Annotated in this window: 23 protein-coding genes; 9 read left to right on the forward strand and 14 right to left on the reverse strand. The window is 65.5% G+C overall.

Annotated elements, in window-relative coordinates; translation table 11 throughout:
- Positions 1-109 precede the first annotated feature (109 nt).
- Both AC1RUR_RS18515 and AC1RUR_RS18520 read right to left on the reverse strand, forming a co-directional pair.
- Positions 110-1,006 carry a methylated-DNA--[protein]-cysteine S-methyltransferase gene (locus AC1RUR_RS18515; RefSeq protein ID WP_492846503.1) on the reverse strand — a complete coding sequence of 299 codons (897 nt, stop codon included), beginning with the start codon at positions 1,004-1,006 and terminating at the stop codon, positions 110-112.
- A gap of 55 nt (positions 1,007-1,061) precedes the next feature.
- A complete protein-coding gene (locus AC1RUR_RS18520; protein ID WP_492846505.1) occupies positions 1,062-1,607 on the reverse strand; it encodes a DUF2244 domain-containing protein in 546 nt (181 codons plus the stop codon).
- Positions 1,608-1,629: 22 nt separating this feature from the next.
- On the opposite strand from AC1RUR_RS18520, the gene nth reads away from it, so the two are divergent.
- The 3 genes from nth to AC1RUR_RS18535 all read left to right on the forward strand — a co-directional run bounded on the left by nth (position 1,630) and on the right by AC1RUR_RS18535 (position 5,222).
- Positions 1,630-2,382, forward strand: a complete 753-nt coding sequence (gene nth / locus AC1RUR_RS18525; RefSeq protein ID WP_492846507.1) for an endonuclease III — start codon at positions 1,630-1,632, stop codon at positions 2,380-2,382.
- An 88-nt stretch (positions 2,383-2,470) separates the two neighbouring features.
- On the forward strand, positions 2,471-3,607 hold the full coding sequence (locus AC1RUR_RS18530) for an HlyD family secretion protein (protein ID WP_492846509.1): 1,137 nt from the start codon (positions 2,471-2,473) through the stop codon (positions 3,605-3,607).
- A complete protein-coding gene (locus AC1RUR_RS18535; protein WP_492846511.1) occupies positions 3,594-5,222 on the forward strand; it encodes an MFS transporter in 1,629 nt (542 codons plus the stop codon). The genes AC1RUR_RS18530 and AC1RUR_RS18535 overlap by 14 nt, the downstream gene beginning before the upstream one ends.
- Positions 5,223-5,408: 186 nt before the next feature.
- Here AC1RUR_RS18535 and AC1RUR_RS18540 read toward each other — a convergent pair whose 3' ends face one another.
- The 3 genes from AC1RUR_RS18540 to AC1RUR_RS18550 form a co-directional block, all read right to left on the reverse strand.
- Entirely contained in the window at positions 5,409-6,149 is a 741-nt protein-coding gene (locus AC1RUR_RS18540; protein ID WP_492846513.1) for a sulfate transporter family protein, read from the reverse strand.
- Positions 6,150-6,300: 151 nt separating this feature from the next.
- A complete protein-coding gene (gene nikR / locus AC1RUR_RS18545) occupies positions 6,301-6,747 on the reverse strand; it encodes a nickel-responsive transcriptional regulator NikR (RefSeq protein ID WP_492846515.1) in 447 nt (148 codons plus the stop codon).
- An 81-nt stretch (positions 6,748-6,828) separates the two neighbouring features.
- A complete protein-coding gene (locus AC1RUR_RS18550; RefSeq protein ID WP_492846517.1) occupies positions 6,829-9,288 on the reverse strand; it encodes a heavy metal translocating P-type ATPase in 2,460 nt (819 codons plus the stop codon).
- Positions 9,289-9,351: 63 nt separating this feature from the next.
- Between AC1RUR_RS18550 and AC1RUR_RS18555 the strand changes: the two genes are divergently transcribed.
- Positions 9,352-9,627, forward strand: a complete 276-nt coding sequence (locus AC1RUR_RS18555) for a metal-sensitive transcriptional regulator (RefSeq protein WP_028172468.1) — start codon at positions 9,352-9,354, stop codon at positions 9,625-9,627.
- 136 nt (positions 9,628-9,763) lie between these two features.
- Here the strand turns inward: AC1RUR_RS18555 and AC1RUR_RS18560 are convergent, their stop codons facing one another.
- Complete coding sequence (locus tag AC1RUR_RS18560; protein ID WP_492846520.1) at positions 9,764-10,744, reverse strand: YiiX/YebB-like N1pC/P60 family cysteine hydrolase; 981 nt, start codon at positions 10,742-10,744, stop codon at positions 9,764-9,766.
- A gap of 192 nt (positions 10,745-10,936) precedes the next feature.
- Between AC1RUR_RS18560 and AC1RUR_RS18565 the strand changes: the two genes are divergently transcribed.
- The gene (locus AC1RUR_RS18565; RefSeq protein ID WP_492846522.1) at positions 10,937-12,325 is read left to right on the forward strand and encodes a flavin monoamine oxidase family protein; all 1,389 of its coding nucleotides are present in this window, start codon (positions 10,937-10,939) and stop codon (positions 12,323-12,325) included.
- A 131-nt stretch (positions 12,326-12,456) separates the two neighbouring features.
- Here the strand turns inward: AC1RUR_RS18565 and AC1RUR_RS18570 are convergent, their stop codons facing one another.
- From AC1RUR_RS18570 to pheS, 4 genes are read right to left on the reverse strand one after another with little or no spacing between them, the layout of a single operon-like run.
- Positions 12,457-13,227: a sulfite exporter TauE/SafE family protein gene (locus AC1RUR_RS18570; RefSeq protein WP_492846524.1), complete on the reverse strand. Its 771-nt coding sequence runs from the start codon at positions 13,225-13,227 to the stop codon at positions 12,457-12,459.
- Between the two features lie 53 nt (positions 13,228-13,280).
- Positions 13,281-15,689 (reverse strand): phenylalanine--tRNA ligase subunit beta, encoded by a 2,409-nt coding sequence (gene pheT, locus AC1RUR_RS18575; protein WP_492846526.1) that lies wholly within the window; start codon positions 15,687-15,689, stop codon positions 13,281-13,283.
- Positions 15,690-15,699: 10 nt separating this feature from the next.
- Positions 15,700-16,095 (reverse strand): ASCH domain-containing protein, encoded by a 396-nt coding sequence (locus tag AC1RUR_RS18580; protein ID WP_492846528.1) that lies wholly within the window; start codon positions 16,093-16,095, stop codon positions 15,700-15,702.
- Positions 16,092-17,174, reverse strand: a complete 1,083-nt coding sequence (gene pheS, locus AC1RUR_RS18585; RefSeq protein ID WP_492846530.1) for a phenylalanine--tRNA ligase subunit alpha — start codon at positions 17,172-17,174, stop codon at positions 16,092-16,094. The genes AC1RUR_RS18580 and pheS overlap by 4 nt, the downstream gene beginning before the upstream one ends.
- Before the next feature lie 150 nt (positions 17,175-17,324).
- Here pheS and AC1RUR_RS18590 point away from each other — a divergent pair, with 150 nt between their 5' ends.
- On the forward strand, positions 17,325-17,738 hold the full coding sequence (locus AC1RUR_RS18590; protein ID WP_492846964.1) for a hypothetical protein: 414 nt from the start codon (positions 17,325-17,327) through the stop codon (positions 17,736-17,738).
- A 24-nt stretch (positions 17,739-17,762) separates the two neighbouring features.
- Here the strand turns inward: AC1RUR_RS18590 and rplT are convergent, their stop codons facing one another.
- Together rplT and rpmI are read right to left on the reverse strand one after the other, a co-directional pair.
- A complete protein-coding gene (gene rplT / locus AC1RUR_RS18595; RefSeq protein WP_027561620.1) occupies positions 17,763-18,122 on the reverse strand; it encodes a 50S ribosomal protein L20 in 360 nt (119 codons plus the stop codon).
- An 80-nt stretch (positions 18,123-18,202) separates the two neighbouring features.
- On the reverse strand, positions 18,203-18,403 hold the full coding sequence (rpmI, locus tag AC1RUR_RS18600) for a 50S ribosomal protein L35 (protein ID WP_008143958.1): 201 nt from the start codon (positions 18,401-18,403) through the stop codon (positions 18,203-18,205).
- Positions 18,404-18,678: 275 nt separating this feature from the next.
- Here rpmI and AC1RUR_RS18605 point away from each other — a divergent pair, with 275 nt between their 5' ends.
- A complete protein-coding gene (locus AC1RUR_RS18605; protein WP_492846533.1) occupies positions 18,679-19,086 on the forward strand; it encodes a hypothetical protein in 408 nt (135 codons plus the stop codon).
- A gap of 84 nt (positions 19,087-19,170) precedes the next feature.
- Here the strand turns inward: AC1RUR_RS18605 and infC are convergent, their stop codons facing one another.
- Positions 19,171-19,710, reverse strand: a complete 540-nt coding sequence (gene infC / locus AC1RUR_RS18610; protein WP_085969949.1) for a translation initiation factor IF-3 — start codon at positions 19,708-19,710, stop codon at positions 19,171-19,173.
- Between the two features lie 251 nt (positions 19,711-19,961).
- Here infC and AC1RUR_RS18615 point away from each other — a divergent pair, with 251 nt between their 5' ends.
- Together AC1RUR_RS18615 and AC1RUR_RS18620 are read left to right on the forward strand one after the other, a co-directional pair.
- Positions 19,962-20,750, forward strand: coding sequence for an alpha/beta hydrolase (locus AC1RUR_RS18615; RefSeq protein ID WP_492846535.1), 789 nt, complete (start codon positions 19,962-19,964; stop codon positions 20,748-20,750).
- A gap of 169 nt (positions 20,751-20,919) precedes the next feature.
- Positions 20,920-21,417, forward strand: a complete 498-nt coding sequence (locus AC1RUR_RS18620; protein WP_492846537.1) for a nuclear transport factor 2 family protein — start codon at positions 20,920-20,922, stop codon at positions 21,415-21,417.
- 10 nt (positions 21,418-21,427) lie between these two features.
- Here AC1RUR_RS18620 and AC1RUR_RS18625 read toward each other — a convergent pair whose 3' ends face one another.
- On the reverse strand, positions 21,428-22,225 hold the full coding sequence (locus AC1RUR_RS18625) for an acyl-CoA thioesterase domain-containing protein (RefSeq protein ID WP_492846539.1): 798 nt from the start codon (positions 22,223-22,225) through the stop codon (positions 21,428-21,430).
- Between the last annotated feature and the right edge of the window lie 19 nt (positions 22,226-22,244).

Here is a 22,244-nt window from a genome sequence, read left to right on the forward strand (position 1 = left end):
CCTTCAGCAATGGTCTCCAATACTTCCATGCCCTCTCAGCCGGATGGAGCCTTAGAGATATGTGCATGCCCTAGGGCCTTCGCCGGGACGACATTGAGGGGGGCGAGACCTACTGCATCCCCAGCTTTCCCGCCTCCCAGCCCAGCATCGCCTGCTTGCGGGTGATGCCCCAGTGGTAGCCGGTGAGCGTGCCGCTCTTGCCGAGTGCGCGGTGGCAGGGCACGACGAACGAGACCGGGTTCTTGCCGACCGCGGCGCCGACGGCGCGTGAGGCCTTCGGGCTGTCGATGTTGCAGGCGATGTCGGAATAGGACACCGCGCGGCCCATCGGGATCTTCAGCAGCGTCTCCCACACCCGCACCTCGAAATCGGTGCCGATCATCACCACGCGGAGCGGCTGGTCGGGTCGCCACAGCTTGGTGTCGAAGATGCGCTGTGCCAGCGGCGCGGTGCCTTCGTGGTCTTCGACGTAGGTCGCGTTCCGCCAGCGCCGCGTCATGTCGGCGAGCGCGACCTGCTCTTCGCCAGGGTCGGCGAAGGCAAGGCCCGACAATCCGCGATCGGTCGCGATCACGATCGCCGTGCCGAACGGCGAGGGATGGAAGCCGTAGCGCAAGGTGAGGCCGGCGCCGCCGTTCTTCCATTCACCCGGCGACATCGCTTCATGGGTGACGAAGAGATCGTGCAGCCGGCCCGGCCCCGACAGGCCGGAGTCGAGCGCGGCGTCGAGCACGCTCGCGGAATCCCGCAGCAGGCCCTTGGCGTGGTCGAGCGTCAAAGCCTGCATGAAGGCCTTCGGGGTAATCGAGGCCCAGCGGCGGAACAGATGGTGCAGCTCATCGGGCGTGACGCCGGCCGCCTCCGCCATCGCCTCGATGGTCGGCTGCGCGCGCCAGTTCTCCGAGATGAAGGCGATCGCCCTGCGCACCGAATCATAGTCGCGCAGCGCGGCGTTCTGGGGGCCCGGCTTGGTCAGGCGTTGATCATGTATGGCGAGTGTCATCATGACCGGAAATGTAGGAGAGGGGGCGGTACGAAACCACCCGATTTCCGACGTGGCATCAGCGCACGGGATTGAACGTCGGTCCCCGCTTGGCGGCGTTTAATGCCTCAACCAAGCCATTGTAAAAACTTGTCTTTTCCTCTGGCCCCAAAAAGCCGGCGAGCTGGAGCCGGCGGCCGCGCGAGATCAGGTAGAGGTGCTCGAGGCCAAAATCCTCGTCGACCTCCAGATCGAGCCGCACCCAGAGCGGATTGAACGTCCATTCGGCGACCTGGCCGCGATGGCTGACGCGCCGCACCCGCAGTTCCGATGGCGTGACCACGATCTCCTCACTGGCCCGCGCCGCGCGAAAATTGACCTTGAAGGCCCACCAGATCACCAGCACGTCGAGGCCGAAGAAGCCGAACACCGGCCATGCCCCCATCATCAGGAAGACGAGGCCGGTAACGAAGCTGACGACGCTCAGGAACAGCATCACGGCGAGGAAGCCGGTGCGGTTCAGCGAGCGGTGCGGCGTCAGCCGCGCCGAGAAGATCCGAGCTTCGCCCGGATCCGCAGAGCCCTGACCAGACTCCCGGCGCTCAATTTCGTTGCCTGTGCTCATCGTCCCTCAGTATATCCCGATCATGGCGAAAATCACCCGCAAGCCGGTCCCGCGCAAAGCGGCCCTGCCGAAGAAAGAAGCAAGGACGGCCGTGGCGAAGCCGAAGGCACCGGCGAAGAAATCCCTCAAGGCCATCAAACCTTGGACCCCGGCCGAGATCCACGAGGTCTTCAGCCGTTTCCGCAAGGCCAATCCGGAGCCGAAAGGCGAGCTCGAGCACGTCAATCCGTTCACGCTGCTGGTCGCCGTGGTGCTGTCGGCGCAGGCGACCGACGCCGGCGTCAACAAGGCGACGCGCGCCTTGTTCGAGGTCGCCGACACCCCGCAGAAAATGCTCGACCTCGGCGAGGAGCGCCTGCGCGAGTACATCAAGACCATCGGGCTCTATCGCACCAAGGCGAAGAACGTGATCGCGCTGTCGGCCAAGGTGCTCAGCGATTTCGGCGGCGAGGTGCCGCGCACGCGGGCCGAGATCGAGTCGCTGCCCGGCGCCGGGCGCAAGACCGCCAACGTGGTGCTCAACATGGCCTTTGGCGAGCACACCATGGCGGTGGACACGCATGTCTTCCGCGTCGGCAACCGCACCGGGCTCGCGCCCGGCAAGACGCCGCTGGAAGTCGAGCTCGGTCTCGAAAAGGTGATCCCGGCCGAGTTCATGTTGCATGCCCATCATTGGCTGATCCTGCACGGCCGCTATACTTGCCTCGCGCGCAAGCCGCGCTGCGAGGTGTGCCTGATCAACGATCTCTGCCGATGGCCGGAGAAGACGGTGTGAGGCGGCAGTAACCGTTGTTCCGGGTTCGATGCTGCGCATCGCTCCGGAAAGACGGTGGCAAGAGTGAAGGCGATTTTGGGGTCATGTCGTGAGTCAACAGGAACAAGTTTCGTCCCCACCTGCCGCCGCAGCACCGACCCCGCCGCCCAAGCCGACGCAACGGCCGGCGAGCTCGCTGTGGAGTCGCTTCGCGATCCCGTTGTTCGCCGTGATCGTCGCGCTGGCCTTCGTCGCGCTGGCGACGCTGCGTTTCGACGAATGGGTCGGCAATGCCGTGATCCAGACCACCAATGACGCCTATCTGCGTTCCGAGCTGACGCGGCTTGCGAGCCGCGTCTCCGGCGAAGTGCTGACCGTCGCCGTCACCGACTTCCAGCGCGTCAAGGCCGGCGACCTCCTGATCCAGATCGACCCCGCCGATTACGAGGCGCAGGTCGCGCAGGCCGAAGCTTCCGTCGCCGCCGCCCAGGCCGTGCTCGACAATCTCGCCAACCAGGTCGAGCTGCAATATGCGACGATTGCGCAGGCCCAAGCCGCACGGCTGTCGGCCGAAGCCATGGAGGTCGAGGCGCGGCAGGAGCAGGAGCGTCAGCAATCGCTGTCGCAGACCGAGTCCGGCACCCGGCAACGATTCGAGCAGGCGGTAGCTGCTTACGCCAAGGCGCAGGCCGACGTGCGCGCCAGCCGTGCCGTGATCGCCGCGCAGCAGCACCAGCTCGAGGTCCTGCAAGGCACCAGGAAGCAGCGCGCCGCCGATCTCGAAGCGACCAGGGCGACGCTGGCGAGCGCGAAGCTGAAACTCGGCTACACCAGGATCTCTGCGCCGTTCGACGGTGTCGTCGGCGAGCGCCAGGTGCAGCCCGGCGACTACGTCAATGTCGGCACCAACCTCATCAACGTGGTGCCGCTGCCGAAGGTCTATGTGATCGCGAACTACAAGGAGACCCAGCTCACGCACGTCGCACCGGGCCAGCCGGTCGAGATCACCGTCGACAGTTTTCCGCGCGAGAAGCTGCGCGGCCGGGTCGAGCGCATCGCGCCGGCGACGGGTGCACAGGTCGCGCTGCTGCCGCCGGACAATGCGACCGGCAATTTCACCAAGGTGGTGCAGCGCATTCCCGTGCGGATTCAGCTCGACGACAACCAGCAGCTCACGGCGCGGCTCGTGCCCGGCATGTCGGTCGTCACCAGCATCAACACCGTGGGCGCGAATGGCGGGAAATGACGATTCCGATCGCGGACCACGCTCGCGCGGTGGCGTTGCGCCGCAGCCGCTGTTCGCCGTGGCGGCGGTGCTGCTCGGCTCCTTTCTCGCCAATTTCGACAGCCGTCTCACCACGGTCGGACTGCCCGACCTGCGCGGCGCGTTTTCGCTGACATTCGACGAGGGCGCCTGGCTCTCCACCGCCGGCATCGGTTCGCAGATATTCATCGCGCCCGCTGTGGCGTGGCTCGCGACGGTGTTCGGGCTCAGGCGCGTGCTCGGAATCCCCAGCCTCGTCTACGCCGCCGTGTCGCTGATCATCCCCTTCGTGCACGATTATCCGACGCTGCTCACGCTCAGTGTCGTGCACGGCCTCCTGCTCGGCACCTTCGTGCCGGCGACGCTGATGATCGTGTTCCGCAATCTGCCGATCCGCTGGTGGCTGCCGGCGATCTCGATCTATTCGATTCGCGTCGGCTTTGCGCTGGACACCTCGAGCTCGCTGGTCGGCTTCTATGTCGACCATCTCGGCTGGCAATGGCTGTACTGGCAGAGCGTATTGATCGCGCCGCTGATGGGCCTGATGGTCTATCTGGGCACGCCGCGCGAGCCGGTGAACCGCGCGCTGCTGCGCGAGGCCGATTGGGGCGGCATGCTGCTGCTCGGCGCCTCGGTCTCGATGATCTATGCTGGCCTCGACCAGGGCAATCGGCTGGACTGGCTGGGCTCCGGCACGGTGATGGCGCTGCTCGCCGCCGGCGCGGCGCTGTTTGCGGGTTTTCTCATCAACGAGTCGCTGGTGCGCCAGCCCTGGGCGCATGTGAACGTGCTGTTCTCGCGCAATATCGGATTGGGGCTGGTCCTGATCCTGCTCTACACGCTGACCAGCCTGTCCAACGCCTCGCTGGTGCCGAATTTCCTCGCCGCCATCGGCCTGCTCAGGCCCGAGCAGAGCGGCCTCTTGCTGCTTACCTGTGGCGCGCTGCCGATGTTCGTGCTGGTGCCGATCTCGATCTGGTTGCTGCGGCATTTCGATACGCGGGCGGTGCTGGTCGTGGGATTTGCCTGCTTTGCCGCGGCCAATCTCTGGGGCACCCAGCTCACCCACGACTGGGCCCGCGAGGATTTTGTCGGCATCGTGCTGCTCCAGGCGATCGGGCAGTCGCTGACCCTGCTGCCGCTCATCATCACGCTGCTGTCGAACTCCGATCCGAGTCGCGCCACCTCCTTCGCCGCCTATATCCAGATCATGCGGCTCGGCGGTGCCGAGATCGGCGTCGCGCTGATGGGAACCTGGCTGCGCGTCCGCGAGCAGGTCCACTCCTTCTATCTCGGTCAGAACCTCAGCGTGGGCGATGTCGATGTGGTGCGGATGCTGAAGCAGCTCGCCGACCATTTCGCCGCCCATGGCGCCGGTCTGGCGCAGGCGCGCGCGGTGGGAACGCTCGCAAGCCTGGTCCAGCGCGAGGCCAATGTGCTCGCCTATATCGACGGCTTCTGGCTCTGCTTCTGGCTGGCGATGGCCGCGCTCGGTGTCGTCGCGCTGGTCACCCGGGCGCCGCCCGGCCCGTTCACGCCGGCGCCGTTCGGCTTCGCCAGGATGCTGCTCAGGAAATGCGGAGTGCGGGTCGCGTAGCGCCCGGTGAGTTTCGGGTATCTCGGTATAAGCCGCGAACTCCGTCCACCTCTCCCGAAGGGAGAGGTCGGGTCGCATCGCAAGATGCGATCCGGGTGAGGGGTTACAGTCTCACCGAATGTCGCGGCCCCTCACCCGGATTGCTGCGCAATCCGACCTCTCCCCGACGGGGAGAGGTGGAGACCGTCACCGCATCTGCCGCGCCGGCTCGATCAGCTCGGGGCGCGGGCCTGATAGCCGCTTGTGCATGTGGACCATGAAGGCCATGCCGAAGATCGGCGTCGCCAAATTGACGATCGGGATCGAGACGAAGACCGCGATGATCAGGCCGGCTGCGAAGATGGTCGCGGCATTGTCGCGCCGCATCGCCTTGGCTTCCTCCGGCGAGCGGAAGCGCATTGCGGCGAGCTCGAAATATTCGCGTCCCAGCAGCCATGCCGTGGCGAGGAAGAAGATCAGGAAACCGGCGCCCGCCAGCAACACGAAGGGCAGCGCAACCAGATAGACCAGGATGGTCAGCAATGCGGTCTTGACGCCTTCGTAGATCGCCTGGCTGAAAGGCAGCGCAACGCCCGGGCGTTCGGCGGGATAGTGTTCGCGCTCGACATGGTCGGCGACGTCGTCGACGAACAGGCTCGCCACCAGCGAGGTGATCGCCGGCATCAGGAACACGGCTCCGAACACGACGCCCAGGCCTGCCGCGATCGAGACGATCCAGGCCAGGACCTCGAGCGATGTGTGCCAGCCGGGACCGAGCAGACCTTCCAGCCAGACCTCGCCATAGGTCGCAAACCAGCTCAGCAGCCGCTGCAAGCCGATTGCGAGCACGGTGATGAGCACGAGCGCAAGCCCGATCGATCGCCACAGGATCGAGCGCATCGGCGGCGAGATCATTTGCGACAGCGCCTTCACGGCGGCATCCAGCATGGGGGACCCTCTCACGAAACCACCCGCGAGAGGTAGACACCCAATGCGGCTTCGGCAAGGGCGGGTGCTGCCCAGGTGGCGACCGTGTCCCGGACGCGGCGCGGCGTGAAATGACGCGCCGCGCTGCGTCCGGGGCACGCAAGCCCCCAGCCTACTCGTGCCGGTGCCCGTGCTTCCGCGCCTTCGCCTGTTTCCCTTCCCCCGTCGGAATCATCACCACACGTCCGTAGCGCACGCCGCGTTCGGCGATGATGTGGTCGGCGAAATGCTTGACCTCGTCCGCCGCGCCCTTCAGCGCCGTCATCTCCATGCAGTTGTTGTCGTCGAGATGGACGTGCAGGGTCGCCAGCGCGAGGTCGTGATGGCCGTGGAATTCCTGCACCAGGCGTTTTGACAGATCGCGGGCGGCGTGATCGTAGACATAGACGAGGCCGGCGACGCATTGGCCGGTCTGCGCGGTGTCCTCGGCGGATTGCTGCAGCCCGGCGCGCGCGAGGTCGCGGATGATCTCGGAGCGATTCTGGTAGCCGCGGGCTTCTGCCGCCGCATCGATCTCCGCCAGGAGATCGTCCTCGATCGTGATCGTAATCCGCTGCATCAAATGCTCCCTCGCACCATCCGGGCTACGACGCCTTTGTAGCCTCTTCCCGCGAACGGGGCGAGAGAGCGCGCTTTCACCTTACAGCCGCGTCGCCCTCAGCCGCAACGCGTTGCCGACCACGCTCACCGAGGACAGCGCCATCGCGGCCGCCGCGATGATCGGAGAGAGCAGCACGCCGAAGGTGGGATAGAGAATCCCGGCCGCGATCGGGATGCCGGCGGCGTTGTAGATGAAGGCGAAAAACAGATTCTGGCGGATGTTGCTCATGGTCGCCTGCGACAGCTTTCGCGCGCGTACGATGCCGGTGAGGTCGCCCTTGAGCAGTGTCACGCCGGCGCTCTCCATCGCCACATCAGTGCCGGTGCCCATGGCGATACCGACTTCGGCCGCCGCCAACGCCGGTGCGTCGTTGACGCCGTCACCGGCCATCGCGACGCTGCGGCCGGCCTTTTGCAGCCTCGTCACCACCGCGCTCTTCTGATCCGGCAGCACCTCGGCCTCGACCTCGGCGATGCCGAGCCGGCGCGCCACCGCTTCCGCCGTGGTGCGGTTGTCACCTGTCAGCATGATGACCTTGATGCCCTCGGCCGCAAGCGCCTTCAGCGCCTCGGGCGTCGAGGCCTTGACCGGATCGGCGATCGCGAACAGGCCGGCAAGCGCGCCATCGACGGCCATGTTGATCACCGTTGCGCCATCGCCGCGCAGGCGTTCGGCTTCGGTGTCGAGTGTCCCGGTGTCGATCCCGATCGATGACAGATATCGGGCATTGCCGAGCACGATGGTCTTGCCGTCGACCTTGCCGGTCGCGCCCTTGCCCGTCGGCGAATCGAACTGCTCGACCTGGCCGAGTGTGAGCTGCTTCTCCTTGGCCGCACGCATGATGGCGTCGGCGAGCGGATGCTCGCTGGCGCGCTCGACGCTGGCCGCAATGCGGAGGATGTCATCCTCGGCAAAGCCGGCCGCCGGCACGATCGCGACCACCTTGGGCTTGCCCTCGGTCAGCGTGCCGGTTTTGTCGACCACGAGCGTGTCGATCTTCTCCATCCGCTCCAGCGATTCCGCGTTCTTGATCAGGACGCCCGCCTGCGCGCCGCGGCCGACGCCGACCATGATGGACATCGGGGTCGCGAGACCCAGCGCGCAGGGGCAGGCGATGATCAGCACGCTGACGGCGGCAACGAGGCCGAAGGCGAGCCGCGGCTCCGGCCCGAACCAGGCCCAGGCGGCAAAGGCGGCGAGAGCGACGACGATGACGGCGGGGACGAACCAGCCGGCGACCTGGTCGGCCAGGCGCTGGATCGGCGCGCGCGAGCGCTGCGCGTCCGCGACCATCTGCACGATCTGCGACAGCAGCGTCTCTCGCCCGACCTTGTCGGCGCGCATGATGAAGCTGCCGGACTGGTTCAGCGTGCCGGCGATGACCTTTGCGCCGGTTTCCTTTGTGACCGGCATGGACTCGCCCGTCACGAGGGATTCGTCGAGCGAGGAGCGCCCCTCCAGGATGACGCCGTCGACCGGGACCTTCTCGCCCGGACGAACGCGCAAGCGGTCGCCGGCATGGAGCGCGTCGATCTCGACCTCGTGCTCGCTGCCGTCAGGCGCGACGCGACGCGCCGTCTTCGGCGCGAGCTGCAGCAGCGCCTTGATCGCCCCTGATGTCGCATCGCGGGCACGCAGCTCCAGCACCTGGCCGAGCAGCACCAGTACGGTGATGACCGCGGCGGCCTCGAAATAGACGGCGACCGCACCTTCATGGCCACGGAAGGTCGCAGGAAAAATCTGCGGCGCGATCGTGCCGAACAGGCTGTAGACATAAGCGACACCGGTGCCCATCGCGATCAGCGTGAACATGTTGAGGTTGCGCGTCAGCAGCGACTGCCAGCCGCGGACGAAGAACGGCCAGCCGGCCCACAGCACCACGGGGGTCGCGAAAACGAGCTGGATCCAGTTCGACAGCGTTGCATCGATCCAGTTGTGCGGACCTGCGAGATGGCCGCCCATCTCGAGCACCACCGGCGGCAGCGCCAGCGCGCCGCCGATCCAGAATCGCCGCGTCATGTCGGCAAGCTCGGGATTGGGGCCGGTCTCCAGGCTCGCCACTTCCGGCTCCAGCGCCATGCCGCAGATCGGGCAGCTGCCGGGACCGACCTGGCGGATCTGCGGATGCATCGGGCAGGTGTAGATCGTACCGGCGGGCAGCTCCGGCTCGGGGGACTTTTCCTTGGCGAGATATTTGGCGGGATCGGCCGCGAACTTGGTCCGGCATCCGGCCGAGCAGAAATGGAAGGTCTCGCCGTGATGCTCGAACCGGTGCTTGGACGTCGCGGGGTCGACCGTCATGCCGCAGACGGGATCGCGCACCGTCGTTGCGGCGTTGCCATGGTCATGGGCGTGATGATGGGCGTGGCCTGCGTGATCGCCGTGTCCGCCGCAGCATGAGGCTGCAGGTTTCGGAGCCGGCGCCGCGGCCTTGCTCGAACAGCCGCATCCGGTGTGAGCGTCCGCGTCGTGATGATGTCCGTGTTCGGCGTCGTTCATTGCCATGCTCCGGCTTCATGCCCGGGTCTTGCAACCCATACCCGGTAGGGGTATATAGAGCGCATGCGCAAGGACATCAAGGCATCTGTCGGAAAACGGCTCGGCCGGATCGAGGGTCAGGTTCGCGGCCTGTCGAAAATGGTAGAGGAAGACCGCTACTGCATCGACATCGTGACGCAGATCTCGGCGGTGCGCGCCGCGCTGCGCCGGGTCGAGGAGGAGGTCCTGAAGGACCACGTCGCCCATTGCGTCGAGCACGCCATCACGAGCGGCGACAAGGCCGACCAGCGCGCCAAGATCGCGGAGCTGATGGCGGTGATCGGACGGGCGGAGCGGTAGAGTCACCCGGGTCGTCCTGGCGAAAGCCAGGACCCATTACCCCAAGGAGTGGTTTGGCGAAGATTGGTAGTCGGTACTGCGCCGACTAGGACCGAGAGATCACGCGGTATGGGTCCTGGCTTTCGCCAGGACGACATCAGGCCGCGACCTCGCACGCGTCTCCGCGTCTCCGCGCACGGTACATTGCAAGTTCGTTCAGCAGCACGAAATGCTCGGAGAAGGTGGCGTCCATCTCCGCAGCCGCCTCACGCATCATTTGCGCAGCCGAAACCTCAGCCGGCGCCTCTTCGTCAGCCGCTTCAGGAACGAGCGGCGGCGCACGGAACGTTTCTGGAAACACACTGAATGTGCCCGCTACCTCCTCGAGCGGCTTTTGCTTGTCGGCCCAGTGCAGGGCGGTGTAGTCGAATCCGTGCACGATGGTGGGTTTGACGACTTCGAAATAGGGTGAGATGTCGAAGTCGCGGGGCATGTAGAGCGAGGAATCGCGGATGTGCAGGATCTCACGCCGCGCGGCGCGGCTGCCGGCCTTGGTGATCTTGGGCAGGATCGGATAGCGCACCGCGTCGAACGCCTGCGCGATCAGTGCCGAACAGATGATCTTGGTCGGATCGCCCGAGCCGATCGCGATCATGCGGCGCCGCCAGCGCTGCGGTATCGGCAGCGGGAACAGGAAGCGCATCAGGTCGACGATATTCTTGGTGTCGTAGCCGAAGCCGATGCGGTTGATCGCATAGCGGCAGACCGTGGTGCGGTCCTCATAGGACAGCCCGACCGGGCGGCAGACGCGGGTGTGGTAGGGGAAGTATTTCGACAGCGCCGCCGAGGTGACGCCTTCGCCGATATTGGCCTCGATCAGCACATGCGGCTCACCATCGGGCTCTTCCGCGCCCTCGACAGGGCCGACATAGAGCGCGGCATGCGACCAGGTCGACTGCGTCAGGTATTTGATGATGCCGGAGATGCGGTTGTTGCCCTCGACCAGCAGCACGTCGCCGGGCTCGATGACGCCGCGCAAGTGCTCGGGGTCGCTTGGCGTGAACGGCTCATAGCCCGGCACCTCCTTCGAGAGGTACGCGGCAATGAGCTTGCCGACAGAATCTAGGACCGTCCCCATGTCGAACTCCCCCGCGGCCTTTTCCGGTCGCTTTTTTTCCCTTCTCTATCATGGTCGAAACGTGTTGCAATTCGGTTCATCAGTCTGTGAGATCAAGCACGATTGATTCACCATGATGGTTGCCGTGCAACATGAGATACGGCAAGGTTCGCTGGCTGTTCCCGTTCGCCGCAAGTCTCCGGAAACCATGACATGACAATCACGCGCCGCGGTTTCCTTGTCGCGTCCGCGGCCTTTGCGGCGATACCGGTTCTGCGCGCAACTGCCGCACCCCTGCCGCGCGAGGCTGACATCGTCGTGATCGGTGCCGGGGTAGCCGGAATTGCCGCAGCGCGGCGCATCATGGCGGCCAATCGCAAGGTCGTGGTGGTCGAAGCGGCATCGCAAATCGGCGGCCGCTGCATCACGGACAGCACCACCTTCGACGTGCCGTTCGACCGCGGCGCACGCTGGATGCACAATCCCGAGACCAATCCGATGATCCGGCTGGCGCGCAGCGCCGGGCTCGACGTGCTGCCGGCGCCGTCGGGTCAGAAGATGCGCATCGGTCGCCGCAACGCGCGCGCCGGCGAGACCGAGGAATTTTTGGCGGCGCTGGTGCGCGCCAACCGCGCCATCGACGAGGCCGCGCGTGGCAAGCTCGATACCTCCTGCGCTTCCGTGCTGCCGAAGGATCTCGGCGACTGGGCCGGCGCGGCCGAATTCATGCTGGGCGCGAGTTTTGCCGGCAAGGACCTGAAGGAGTTGTCGGCGATCGACAAGGCGCGGGCACAGGACCGCAATGCCGCGATCGCCTGCCGCCAGGGGCTGGGTACGCTCATCACGAAGCTCGGCGAGCCGGCGCCGGTCGCGCTGTCGACGCCGGCGAGCCGCATCACCTGGAGCAATCGCGACGTCAGCGTGGAGACGCAAGGAGGCAGGATCGCAGCGCGCGCCGCTATCGTCACCGTATCGACCAACGTGCTGACGTCGGGCGCGATCAAGTTCGGGCCCGATATCCCCAAGCGAACGCTTGACGCCGCGTCAAAGCTCACCCTCGGCAGTTACGATCACATCGTGCTGCAACTGCCGGGCAATCCGCTTGGTCTTGCGCGCGACGACATCCTGATCGAGCAGAGCAATTCGACGCGCACGGCGCTGATGTTCGCCAATATCGGGGGATCCTCGCTGTGCTCGATCGACGTCGGCGGCGCGTTCGGCCGCGATCTGTCGGAGCAAGGCGAGAAGGCGATGGGGGCCTTCGCGAAGGAATGGATCGCAAAACTGTTCGGCAGCGAGGCCGCAGCCACCGTGCAGAAGACCAGCGCGACGCGCTGGAACGCCTCGCCCTTCGTGATGGGTGCGATGTCGGCATCGTCACCCGGCGGCCAGCTCTCGCGAAAAATCCTGACCGAGCCGATCGGCAATCTGTTCCTCGCCGGCGAAGCCACCCACGAGACGCTGTGGGGCACGGTCGACGGCGCCTGGGAAAGCGGCGAGCGCGCCGCTGACGCAGCGCTGCGCAAGATCGGTGCGCTCAAGGACGAGCCGGCCGATGTGCCGACGCAATCGACCAAGCGGCGGCGGGCAAGGCCGCAATAGGTCTCTCCAGTCGTCCCGGCGAAGGCCGGGACCCATAACCACAGGATGTGGTTTGGTGAAGACTTGGAGTTTGCAGTTCGCGCAATCAGAACTGACCGGGATTATGGGTCCCGGCCTTCGCCGGGACGACGTTACCGCAAAACCCCGTCCAGCGCCGGCAGCCCGAAAATCACGGCCATCGCGATCAGCGCGTAGCAGATGCCGCGAAACACCTTTTCGCTGGCGCGGCCGAACAGCGAGGCGCCGAATGCGACGCCGATGGCATAGACCGGGCCGACGACCAGCGACAGCACCAGCGACTCGCGGCTGATCAGGCCTGTCGTCGCGTAGCTGACCATCGAGAAGAAGTCCGAGGCGCCGAAGAACAGCAGGATATTGGCGCGTGCGACGATCGGCGCGATGGGTCGGCCGAGCCAATAGCCGACGATCGGCGGCCCGCCGGTCTGCGCCAGCCCGCTGCAGAAGCCCGAGAGGCTACCGATGCCGACCGAGAGCCAGGTGTGGTCCTTGCCGCGATAGCGCCAGCCCGACAGCAGCAGAAGCAAGAGCGCTGCGACGAAGCAGGAGATGATCCAGCGCGTGGTGACGGGCTCGAGCACACTGAGGAAATAGGTGCCGATCGGCACGCCGATCAGCGCGCCCAGCACGATCACGGCCGTGGCCTTGCGATCGGCCTTGCGCCAGGCATCGGGCAGCAGCGGCGCCGCGGCGACGAAGTCGATCACGAGAAGCAGGGCCGCAACGAGCCGCGGCGCAGCGAAGCTGCTCGCCAGCGGCATGAAGATCAGCGCCGAGCCGAAGCCGGAAAAGCCGCGCGCGGTGCCTGAAACGAAAGCGACGGCGCAGAGCGCCATCGCAATGGTGGGGCTGACGTCCTTTGGGAGGAAGTCCGCAAGGGTCATGCTTTATTTCTCGAGCATGATGTTGTCCGAAAACCGCTTCACACTTTTCGGCATCATGCTCTCAACGTGCCGCCGGTCTTCTTCGTCACCTCCGCCACGATCTTCGCCGCGACGGCCTCGATCTCCTGGTCGGTCAAGGTCTTCTCGCGCGGCTGGAGCGTGACCGCGACCGCGACCGACTTCTTGCCGTCGTCGATGCCCTTGCCCTCGTAGACGTCGAACACGTTGACGGCTGTGATCAGCTTCTTGTCGACGCCTTGCGCGGCGCGGACGATATCGCCGGCCTTCACGGCGCGATCGACGATGAAGGCGAAGTCACGCGACACCGGCTGGAAAGCCGACAGCTCGATCACGGGCTTGGCGCGAGTGGGCTTCCTCTTGGCTTCGGGGATGCGGTCGAGGATCACCTCGAATACCATCAGCGGGCCGTCGGCGCCGAGCGCTTCGAGCGCGCGCGGATGCATCTCGCCGAAGGTGCCGAGCACGTTCTGCGGCCCGATCTGGATCGTGCCGGAACGGCCCGGATGCAGCCAGTCGGGACCACCGGCGACGATCTGCAGCGCCTGCATCGGCGCGCCGGCAGCAGCCAACACCGCCAGCGCATCGGCCTTGGCGTCGAACACGTCGGCCTGCGCCGAGCCCGACCAATGCCGGCCGAGCCCTTCGGACGAGGCAAAGCCGCGCCGCACGCCGCTCGCCGCGATGAACTGATCCTGCGGGCGATCGCCCTTGAAGATCTGACCGACCTCGAACAGCGCGACGTCGCCGAAGCCGCGATCGGCATTGGCCTGCGCGGCCGCGATCAGGCCGGCCAGCAGGGTCGGGCGCATGTCGGAGAGATCAGACGCGATCGGGTTGGCCACTTCGAGTTCGCGCTGGCCGCCGCCGAACAGTTTTGCCGCAGACTTGGTGATGAACGACCACGTCACCGCTTCGATGATGCCGCGGCTCGCGAGCGCACGCCGCGCGCGGCGGGTGCGGAGCTGGAGCGGCGTCAGCACCGGTTTGCGCGCGTCATCGCCGCGCTCGAAGGGCGTCATCGGCACCTTGTCGACGCCGAAGATGCGGACGATCTCCTCGACGATGTCGGCCTTCCCGTGCACGTCGGAGCGCCAGGACGGCACCGCGACCTTCACGACCGGGCCGGGGCCCGCCATCATGAAGCCGAGATGGCTCAGGATGCGCTTCATCTCTGCTTGCGGCACCTCGATGCCGGAGAGACGCTTCACTTCCGTCACCGGGAAATCGATCACGCGGTCGTCGCCAAAGGCCTTGCCGACCACGACGGTCTCGGACGGCGTGCCGCCGCACATCTCCATCACGAGTTTCGTCGCGAGCTCCAGCCCCGGCACCATGAAGGCCGGATCGACGCCGCGCTCGAAGCGGTAGCGCGCGTCCGAGTTGATGCCGAGCTTGCGGCCGGTCTGGGCGATGTTGATCTCGTTCCACAGCGCCGATTCGATCAGCACGTCGGTGGTATCATCGTCGCAGCCGGAGGCCTCGCCGCCCATGATGCCGGCGAGCGATTCGACGCCGTGCTCGTCCGCGATCACGCAAGTCGCGGGATCGAGATTGTAGGTGCGGCCGTCGAGCGCGAGCAGCGTCTCGCCGTCGCGGGCGCGGCGCACGACGAGATTGCCCTTCACCTTCCTGGCGTCGAACACGTGCAGCGGGCGCGCGCGGTCGTAGGTCATGAAGTTGGTGATGTCGACCAGCGCGTTGATCGGACGCAAACCGATCGCGGTCAGCCGCTTCTGCAGCCATTCCGGCGACGGCCCGTTCTTCACCCCGCGCACGAGGCGCAGCGCAAAGCCCGGACACAGCGTCGCGTCCTCGACCGTGACCTTCACCGGGCAGGGGAATTCGCCCTTGATCTGCTTGATGGTGGGGTCCTTGAACTTGCCCATGTCGGCGGCGGCGAGATCGCGCGCGATGCCGTGCACGCCGGTGCAGTCCTGCCGGTTCGGCGTCAGATTGATCTCGACCACGGGATCGCCGAGGCCGGCCCATGCGGCGTAAGCAGCGCCAACAGGCGCGTCCGCCGGCAACTCCATGATGCCGTCATGGTCGTTGGAGATCTGCAGCTCGGCCGCCGAGCACAGCATGCCGCGGCTCTCGACGCCGCGAATGGTACCGACGCCGAGCGTGATGTCCTTGCCGGGGATGTAGGTGCCGGGCGGTGAGAACACGCTGACCAGACCCGCGCGCGCATTCGGCGCGCCGCACACGACCTGCACGGGCGCAGCCCCGTCGCCGGTGTCCACCATGCAGACGCGCAGGCGATCTGCATTCGGGTGCTGCTCGGCCGAGATCACCTTCGCAATGGTGAACGGCTTCAGCGCCTTCGCCTTGTCCTCGATGTTCTCGACCTCGAGCCCGATCATGGTGAGCTTGTCGGCAAGCTTGTCCAGCGGCTCGTCGGTCTCGAGATGGTCTTTCAGCCAGGAGAGAGTGAATTTCATGGTGGCGTTCCTAGAAAACCTCGATCAGGCGAAAGCGTTCGCACATGAGCATCATGTCTTCGCGAAACTTGCCTTGCCGACCGAAATAGTTGCGATGCGCGTTGCGCCAGTAGTCGAGACTGCGATCGCCTTCGCCTTCGTCGAAGGCAAAGGCCGCATCGACCTCGCCGAAGCGGCGATAGCTCACCTCGGTCGATTCGATGATGCAGCGTGGCTGTCCGCGTCCGTCGAGCACGATCCAGCGTTCGCCCGGGGTCGAGGTGTTGGGCTCGTCCTCGGTGCTGCATGTCGCTGTCTTGACGCCCCGGATCACGAGATCGAGCAACTCGTCGGCCAGAGCCGGTCCGTCGCCGAAGGCGAACGACCGCAGGCCGCGATATTGCTCCGGGACGGCGCTCGGGTTCACGTGCTCAATCCTCCCGCGAGAGTCGGCACTTCCAGCGGCTTGAAGCCGTAATGGGACAGCCAGCGGACGTCGCTGTCGAACAGCTGGCGCAGATCGGCGATGCCGTATTTCAGCATGGCGATGCGGTCGATGCCCATGCCCCAGGCAAAGCCCTGGTACTCGTCGGGATCGATGCCGCAGGCGCGCAGGACGTTCGGGTGCACCATGCCGCAGCCGAGAATCTCGAGCCAGTCCTCGCCCTCGCCGAAGCGGATCTCGCCCTTGTCGCGGCGGCACTGGATGTCGACTTCCAGCGACGGCTCGGTGAACGGGAAGAACGACGGGCGGAAGCGCATGTTGATGTGGTCGACCTCGAAGAACGCCTTGCAGAACTCGTGCAGGATCCATTTGAGGTGGCCGAGATGCGAGTGCTTGTCGATGACGAGGCCTTCGACCTGGTGGAATTGCGGCGTGTGGGTCGCGTCCGAATCGATGCGGTAGGTGCGGCCCGGGCAGATCACGCGGATCGGCGGCTTCTGGCTCAGCATGGTGCGCACCTGCACCGGCGAGGTGTGGGTCCGCAGCAGCATGCGCGAGCCGTCTTCTTTCGGATGGAAGAAGAAGGTGTCGTGCATCTCGCGCGCCGGATGGCCTTCCGGGAAATTCAGCTTGGTGAAGTTGTAGTCGTCGGTCTCGATATCGGGACCTTCGGCGACCGAGAATCCCATGTCGGCGAAGATCGTGGTCAGCTCGTCCCAGACCTGGCTCAGCGGATGGATGCGGCCGGCCTCCGCCGGCGCGTCGCGCAGCGGCAGGGTGACATCGACGGTTTCGGAGGCGAGCCGTGCATCGAGCGCTGCCGATTTCAAAACGTCGCGCCGTGCGGCGAGCGCCTCGGTGACCTTGTCCTTGGCCTGGTTGATCGCCGCACCTTGCGTCTTGCGCTCGTCGGGCGACATCTTGCCGAGCGTGGCAAGCAGTGCCGAGATCGAACCCTTCTTGCCGAGGGCCGCGACGCGCACCGCTTCGAGGGCGGCTTCGTCGCCGGCGGCGGCGATCTGGTCGAGGATGGATGTTTCGAGCGTTGCGAGGTCGGACACAGTCAAATCCTTGCTGCTAAATTCGGCTGGGTTGTCGCCGCCAGAAGGGCGTAACGTCAAGCGAAAAGCCGGTCATTTCGGCCTTCCGAACGGCTGGGTTGAACCTCGCGCGGGGGCCCGGCACCAAGGCGATACGAGGAGACGTCCGTGATGCTCGCAAGATCCTGCCTGGCCATCCTGGCCGTCGTCATATCCGTCGCCGGGACGCCGGCGCACGCCATGGTCTGCATGGACAAATCCATGACGCTGGACGAGGTCGCTGAAGCCATCAGCGCCCAGAAGAGCTGCGAAAGCGCGATGAAGCTGTTTCAGGATTGCCAGTTGACCGCGAGCGGCGATGTCCAGCTCGGCGCCGCCGTCGAGAAGAAATGCGAGGCGGACTTCATGCCCGGCCTCAACACGGCGCAACAGCGGGCCTACAAACGCGAGATGCGCGCATGTGACCTCAAGTACCGGAATAAATCCGGCACCATGTATCTCTCGTTCGCAGCTTTTTGCCGGGCGGAGGTCGCCCGGCGTTACTCGCAACGCGCACTGAAGGCTGCGGGCCAGAAGGCCCGCTAGCCGTTAGGCGGCGAGCGCAGCCTCTTAGGCGGCAAGCGCGGCTTTGGCCTTCTCGGCGATCGCCTGGAACGCCGCGGGCTCGCTGATCGCGAGATCCGACAGCACCTTGCGGTCCACGGTGATGCCGGACTTGGCCATGCCGTCGATAAACCGGCTGTAGGTCAGGCCGAACGGACGGACGGCGGCGTTGATGCGCTGGATCCAGAGCGCGCGGAACGTCCGCTTCTTGCGCTTGCGGTCGCGGAAGGCGTACTGCTGGGCCTTCTCGACGGCCGGCTTGGCGGCGCGGATGGTGTTCTTGCGGCGGCCGTAGAAACCCTTGGCGGCCTTGTAGACTTTCTTGTGCTTGGCGTGGGCGGTCACACCGCGTTTGACGCGAGACATGACAAAAATCCTTCAGAGATGACTTAGGTTTAGGATCGCCGCGCGAGGCGCGGCCGAGGTGGCAGTGATCGTGGACGCGATCAGGCGTTCGGCAAGAAGTACTTCTTGACGTTGTCGCCGTCGGTCTTGAACAGCACAGCGGTACCGCGGAGCTGACGGATCTGCTTCTTCGTCCGCTTGATCATGCCGTGACGCTTGCCGCGATGGGCGAACATCACTTTGCCGGTGGCAGTCACCTTGAAGCGCTTTTTGGCGCCCGATTTGGTCTTCAGCTTGGGCATTTGGCTCTCCTAATGGCCACAGAAAACCGCCCGCGAAGGCGGCTGGCCGTCAAAAATGCTCGTTAGAGCGTTGATTGTGCTCAGGTTTCTGCGAACAAGCGCGAAACCCGCACGAAACACCGCCACGGCAGCCCTTAATCAGCCGGGCGATGAAGGCTGGGCTTATGCCAGAGCGGGAGCCAATTGGCAACGATGAACCGCCGGAAGCCGCCCGCCGACTATCCGGAGTTGTCACCCCTCATGTCCAAGCCGGGTTGCCCGGAGGCAGGACCAAAATGGCCCCTTTCTCGCAATTTGTCCCGCAATTTGTCCCGCAATTTGTCCGGCCGTACCGCCTGGCGCTGCTTGCCGTGCTCGCCGCCGCCGCGCTGCCGTCCGCCGCCGATGCGCGCGGCGGCGGCTATGACGGCATCTGGAACGTCACCTTCGCCACCACCCGCGGCGATTGCAGCTCGGGCTACAGCGTCCCCTTCACTGTAAGGGGCAGCAATGTCTCGTCCGCCGGCGGAGGTCGGGTCTCGGGCAGGGTGCAGCGCTCCGGCGCTGTGGCGGTTTATGTCTCGGTCGGCGCGTCCCATGCCAGTGGCGGCGGCCGGCTCGCGGGTGTGAACGGCGCCGGCTCGTGGCGCGGCATCATCTCCGGCGACCGCTGTAGCGGCACCTGGCAGGCGACGCGGAGCTAGGCGCCTGGAGTGAGAGCCATCAAAACAAAACGGCCCGCCGGAGATCCGGACGGGCCGTTAACTCTCAATCCTGAATAACTGGCGTCAGCGCGGCGCCAGCACCATGACGACCTGACGGCCTTCGAACCGCGCGTCCTGCTCGACCTTGGCGAGCTCGGCGACGTCCGTCTTGATCTTGTCCAGAAGCTTGGTGCCGATCTCCTGGTGCGCCATTTCGCGGCCGCGATAGCGCAGCGTGATCTTGACCTTGTCGCCCTCTTCGAAGAACCGCTGCATCGCGCGCATCTTCACGTCGTAATCATGATCGTCGATCATCGGGCGGAGCTTGATCTCCTTGATCTCGACGGTCTTCTGCCGCTTGCGGGCTTCCGCGGCTTTCTTCTGTGCCGAATACTTATACTTCCCGTAGTCCATGATCTTGCAGACGGGAGGGCTGACATTCGGCGAAATCTCGACCAGATCCATGCCCGCTTCCTGGGCCATCTTGATGGCGAGGACGGTCTCGACCGTGCCCTTGTTGTCACCGGTCTGATCGATCAGCTGGATCTGCGCATTGCGAATATCATCATTGATGCGCGGCCCGTCTTTGCTGGCAGCGGGCGGAGCTTTATTAGGACGGCGAATGGGTGGTTCTCCAAAGTTGTGAAAGAAGCGGCTATCTTGAAGGAAGATGCGTTTGCCGGCAAGCAAGTCGCGTGTACGCGAGGCGAAAAACCCTCAAATGCGAGGCATTTTGGTCACGCCCCGGGGCACGCTGACCGACATAGACACCTTGCCTCCGTTCCGCAAGCGTCCCAAAGGGCCAATACCGCTGTCCGGCTGCGCCAGGGAACGCGCCCAGACAGCTCAAACCGCACAGCCAGAGTAAACGTTCCATGACCAATGCTATTCCCGATACCGTGCTCGACTTCATCGATGTGGGCGCGGGCCCGTCCGCGCGCAGGATTGCGGTACGCCGCCGTGCCGGACAGGGCCCCGGCCTCGTCTGGCTCGGCGGGTTCAAATCGGACATGCAGGGCAGCAAGGCCATGGCGCTGGATGCCTGGGCCAGCGACCACGGCCGCGCCGCGGTCCGGTTCGACTATTCCGGCCACGGCGAATCCGGCGGCGATTTCGCCGACGGAACCATCGGGCGCTGGCTGGAGGAGAGTGTCTCCGTGTTCGAGCGGTTCTGCGACGGCCCGCAGATCCTGATCGGCTCCTCCATGGGCGGCTGGATGGCGCTGCTGCTCGCGCGCGAGATCAAGAAACGAGCCGGCAAAGCGTCGCTCGCCGGCCTCGTGCTGATTGCGCCGGCGCCCGACTTCACCGAGGAGCTGATGTGGAAGAATTTTCCGGCCGAGGTGAAGCACGAGATCGAGACCAAGGGCGTCTGGCTGCGGCCGTCCGAATATGGCGATGGCGCGCCCTATCCGATCACGCGCCACCTGATCGAGGAGGGCCGCAACCATCTCGTGCTCGGCAGCGCCATCGATCTCGGCTGCCCCGTCCGCATCCTGCAAGGCGCGCAGGACCCCGATGTGCCCTGGCAGCACGCGTTCGCGCTGACGCACCGTCTGCCGGCCGACGACGTCGTGCTGACCCTGATCCAGGACGGCGATCACCGCCTCTCCCGCCCGCAGGATATCGCGCGCATTCTTGCCGCAGTGGCCGAGATCGGGTGAAGTTCCTTTTCTTCCTTCCCCCCTTGTGGGGGAAGGTGGCGCGGAGCGCCGGATGAGGGGTTCTCTCCGCGGAGAGAACCCCTCACCCAAGCGAATGCGTGTCAACGAGCGGAGCTGCCCTCTCCCACAAGGGGCGAGGGCACAACAACAAGCACCGGGAGGCAATCCGATGACCACCGCCGCGATGTTGCGCGCCTTCTGCGATGCCGTCGAGCAACGCAACGGCAAAGCTTTTGCCGATCTCTTTACCGAGGACGGCATCTATCACGACGTCTTCTACGGCGCGTTCGCAGGCCGCGAGAAGATCGCCGCGATGATCGATGACTGGTTCTATTGCACGGCGACCGACTTTCGCTGGGACATGCATGATCCTGTCACCAACGGCACCACGCTCTATGCGCGCTACACCTTCAGCTATCGCTCGACCTTGCCGGAAGCAAACGGCGCGCGGGCGATGTTCGAGGGCGTCGCGATCATGACGCTGCGGGACGGCAAGATCGTGAGCTATCACGAGGTCGCCAATACCGCGCCGGCGTTTGTCGATTTGAAGTTTGCGCCTGAAAGGATCGCGAAGATCGTCGGCAAGCAGGGCGCGGAGCTCAAGGCGCGGCCGGAGATGAAGCGGCATCTGGCGTATCCGTCATTCCCGGCGCGCGCCACGGAATGACGACGGAGAGCTACCGTTTCGAGGGATTCGCCATCGGCTTGCGCTGCGCCAGCGCGGCGACCGTCGCCGTGCCGATCGGGCCCTGCTCGTCGTAGAGCCAGCACTCGCCGATCGCGATGCCGTCGGTGGCCTGATGGTTCACCACGTCGAAGCCGATCCAGTTCGTCACCGGCAAACGGTGCAGATAGATCGTGACGTCGCTGTTGATGTAGCTGAGCCCCCTGTCGCCGGCGTTGGCAAACGGGCTCGCGAAGTCGGCACCAACAGCGACATGCACGAACGGCGTCATCGGCACGCCGGCGACGAGCTCGCGCACCTCGCTCATCCAGAGCCGGCGCGGACCGAGCGAGCCCATATGGCCGACGATCGGCCGCGTCGTCCATTTGCCGTTCATGCCGAGCCTGGGATCGGTCGGCTTGGGAATGTCTGACGGCTTCGGCACGTCCCAGTTCGGCGGCGACCAGACATTGCCATCTGGATTCTGCGTTTTGCGCAGCAGCTGGCAGGACGCGCGCGCCATGCTGACACCGCCGGAGACGAATTCCGCCTCGACCATGCGGATGCGCATTCCATCGCGCACCAGCCGCGTCGTCACTTCGATCGGCTTGTCGATCGTCGGAAGCCGGAACATGTCGACGGTGAGCCGCGCCGGCACGAATTCAGGACCGGAATGGCGTTCCTCGATGGCGAAGCCGAGCAGGCCGACGACGACGCGTCCGTGCAGCGAATTCGGATCCCACGGGCCGTTGGCGACTTCCGTCGGATGGAATGTATCGCCCTCGCGGGTGAAGAAAGGCATGTTTGTCATGACGCGCGACTTTGCGGGA

This window comes from Bradyrhizobium sp. GW821-FHT12B03 (assembly GCF_058807535.1).

Coding starts and splice junctions, on each gene's coding strand:
- AC1RUR_RS18515 (WP_492846503.1), bottom strand. CDS start 1,006: ATGATGACACTCGCCATACATGATCAACGCCTGACCAAGCCGGGCCCC.
- AC1RUR_RS18520 (WP_492846505.1), bottom strand. CDS start 1,607: ATGAGCACAGGCAACGAAATTGAGCGCCGGGAGTCTGGTCAGGGCTCT.
- nth (WP_492846507.1), top strand. CDS start 1,630: ATGGCGAAAATCACCCGCAAGCCGGTCCCGCGCAAAGCGGCCCTGCCG.
- AC1RUR_RS18535 (WP_492846511.1), top strand. CDS start 3,594: ATGGCGGGAAATGACGATTCCGATCGCGGACCACGCTCGCGCGGTGGC.
- AC1RUR_RS18540 (WP_492846513.1), bottom strand. CDS start 6,149: ATGCTGGATGCCGCCGTGAAGGCGCTGTCGCAAATGATCTCGCCGCCG.
- nikR (WP_492846515.1), bottom strand. CDS start 6,747: ATGCAGCGGATTACGATCACGATCGAGGACGATCTCCTGGCGGAGATC.
- AC1RUR_RS18550 (WP_492846517.1), bottom strand. CDS start 9,288: ATGAACGACGCCGAACACGGACATCATCACGACGCGGACGCTCACACC.
- AC1RUR_RS18555 (WP_028172468.1), top strand. CDS start 9,352: ATGCGCAAGGACATCAAGGCATCTGTCGGAAAACGGCTCGGCCGGATC.
- AC1RUR_RS18560 (WP_492846520.1), bottom strand. CDS start 10,744: ATGGGGACGGTCCTAGATTCTGTCGGCAAGCTCATTGCCGCGTACCTC.
- AC1RUR_RS18565 (WP_492846522.1), top strand. CDS start 10,937: ATGACAATCACGCGCCGCGGTTTCCTTGTCGCGTCCGCGGCCTTTGCG.
- AC1RUR_RS18570 (WP_492846524.1), bottom strand. CDS start 13,227: ATGACCCTTGCGGACTTCCTCCCAAAGGACGTCAGCCCCACCATTGCG.
- pheT (WP_492846526.1), bottom strand. CDS start 15,689: ATGAAATTCACTCTCTCCTGGCTGAAAGACCATCTCGAGACCGACGAG.
- AC1RUR_RS18590 (WP_492846964.1), top strand. CDS start 17,325: ATGCTCGCAAGATCCTGCCTGGCCATCCTGGCCGTCGTCATATCCGTC.
- rplT (WP_027561620.1), bottom strand. CDS start 18,122: ATGTCTCGCGTCAAACGCGGTGTGACCGCCCACGCCAAGCACAAGAAA.
- rpmI (WP_008143958.1), bottom strand. CDS start 18,403: ATGCCCAAGCTGAAGACCAAATCGGGCGCCAAAAAGCGCTTCAAGGTG.
- AC1RUR_RS18605 (WP_492846533.1), top strand. CDS start 18,679: ATGGCCCCTTTCTCGCAATTTGTCCCGCAATTTGTCCCGCAATTTGTC.
- AC1RUR_RS18615 (WP_492846535.1), top strand. CDS start 19,962: ATGACCAATGCTATTCCCGATACCGTGCTCGACTTCATCGATGTGGGC.
- AC1RUR_RS18620 (WP_492846537.1), top strand. CDS start 20,920: ATGACCACCGCCGCGATGTTGCGCGCCTTCTGCGATGCCGTCGAGCAA.
- AC1RUR_RS18625 (WP_492846539.1), bottom strand. CDS start 22,225: ATGACAAACATGCCTTTCTTCACCCGCGAGGGCGATACATTCCATCCG.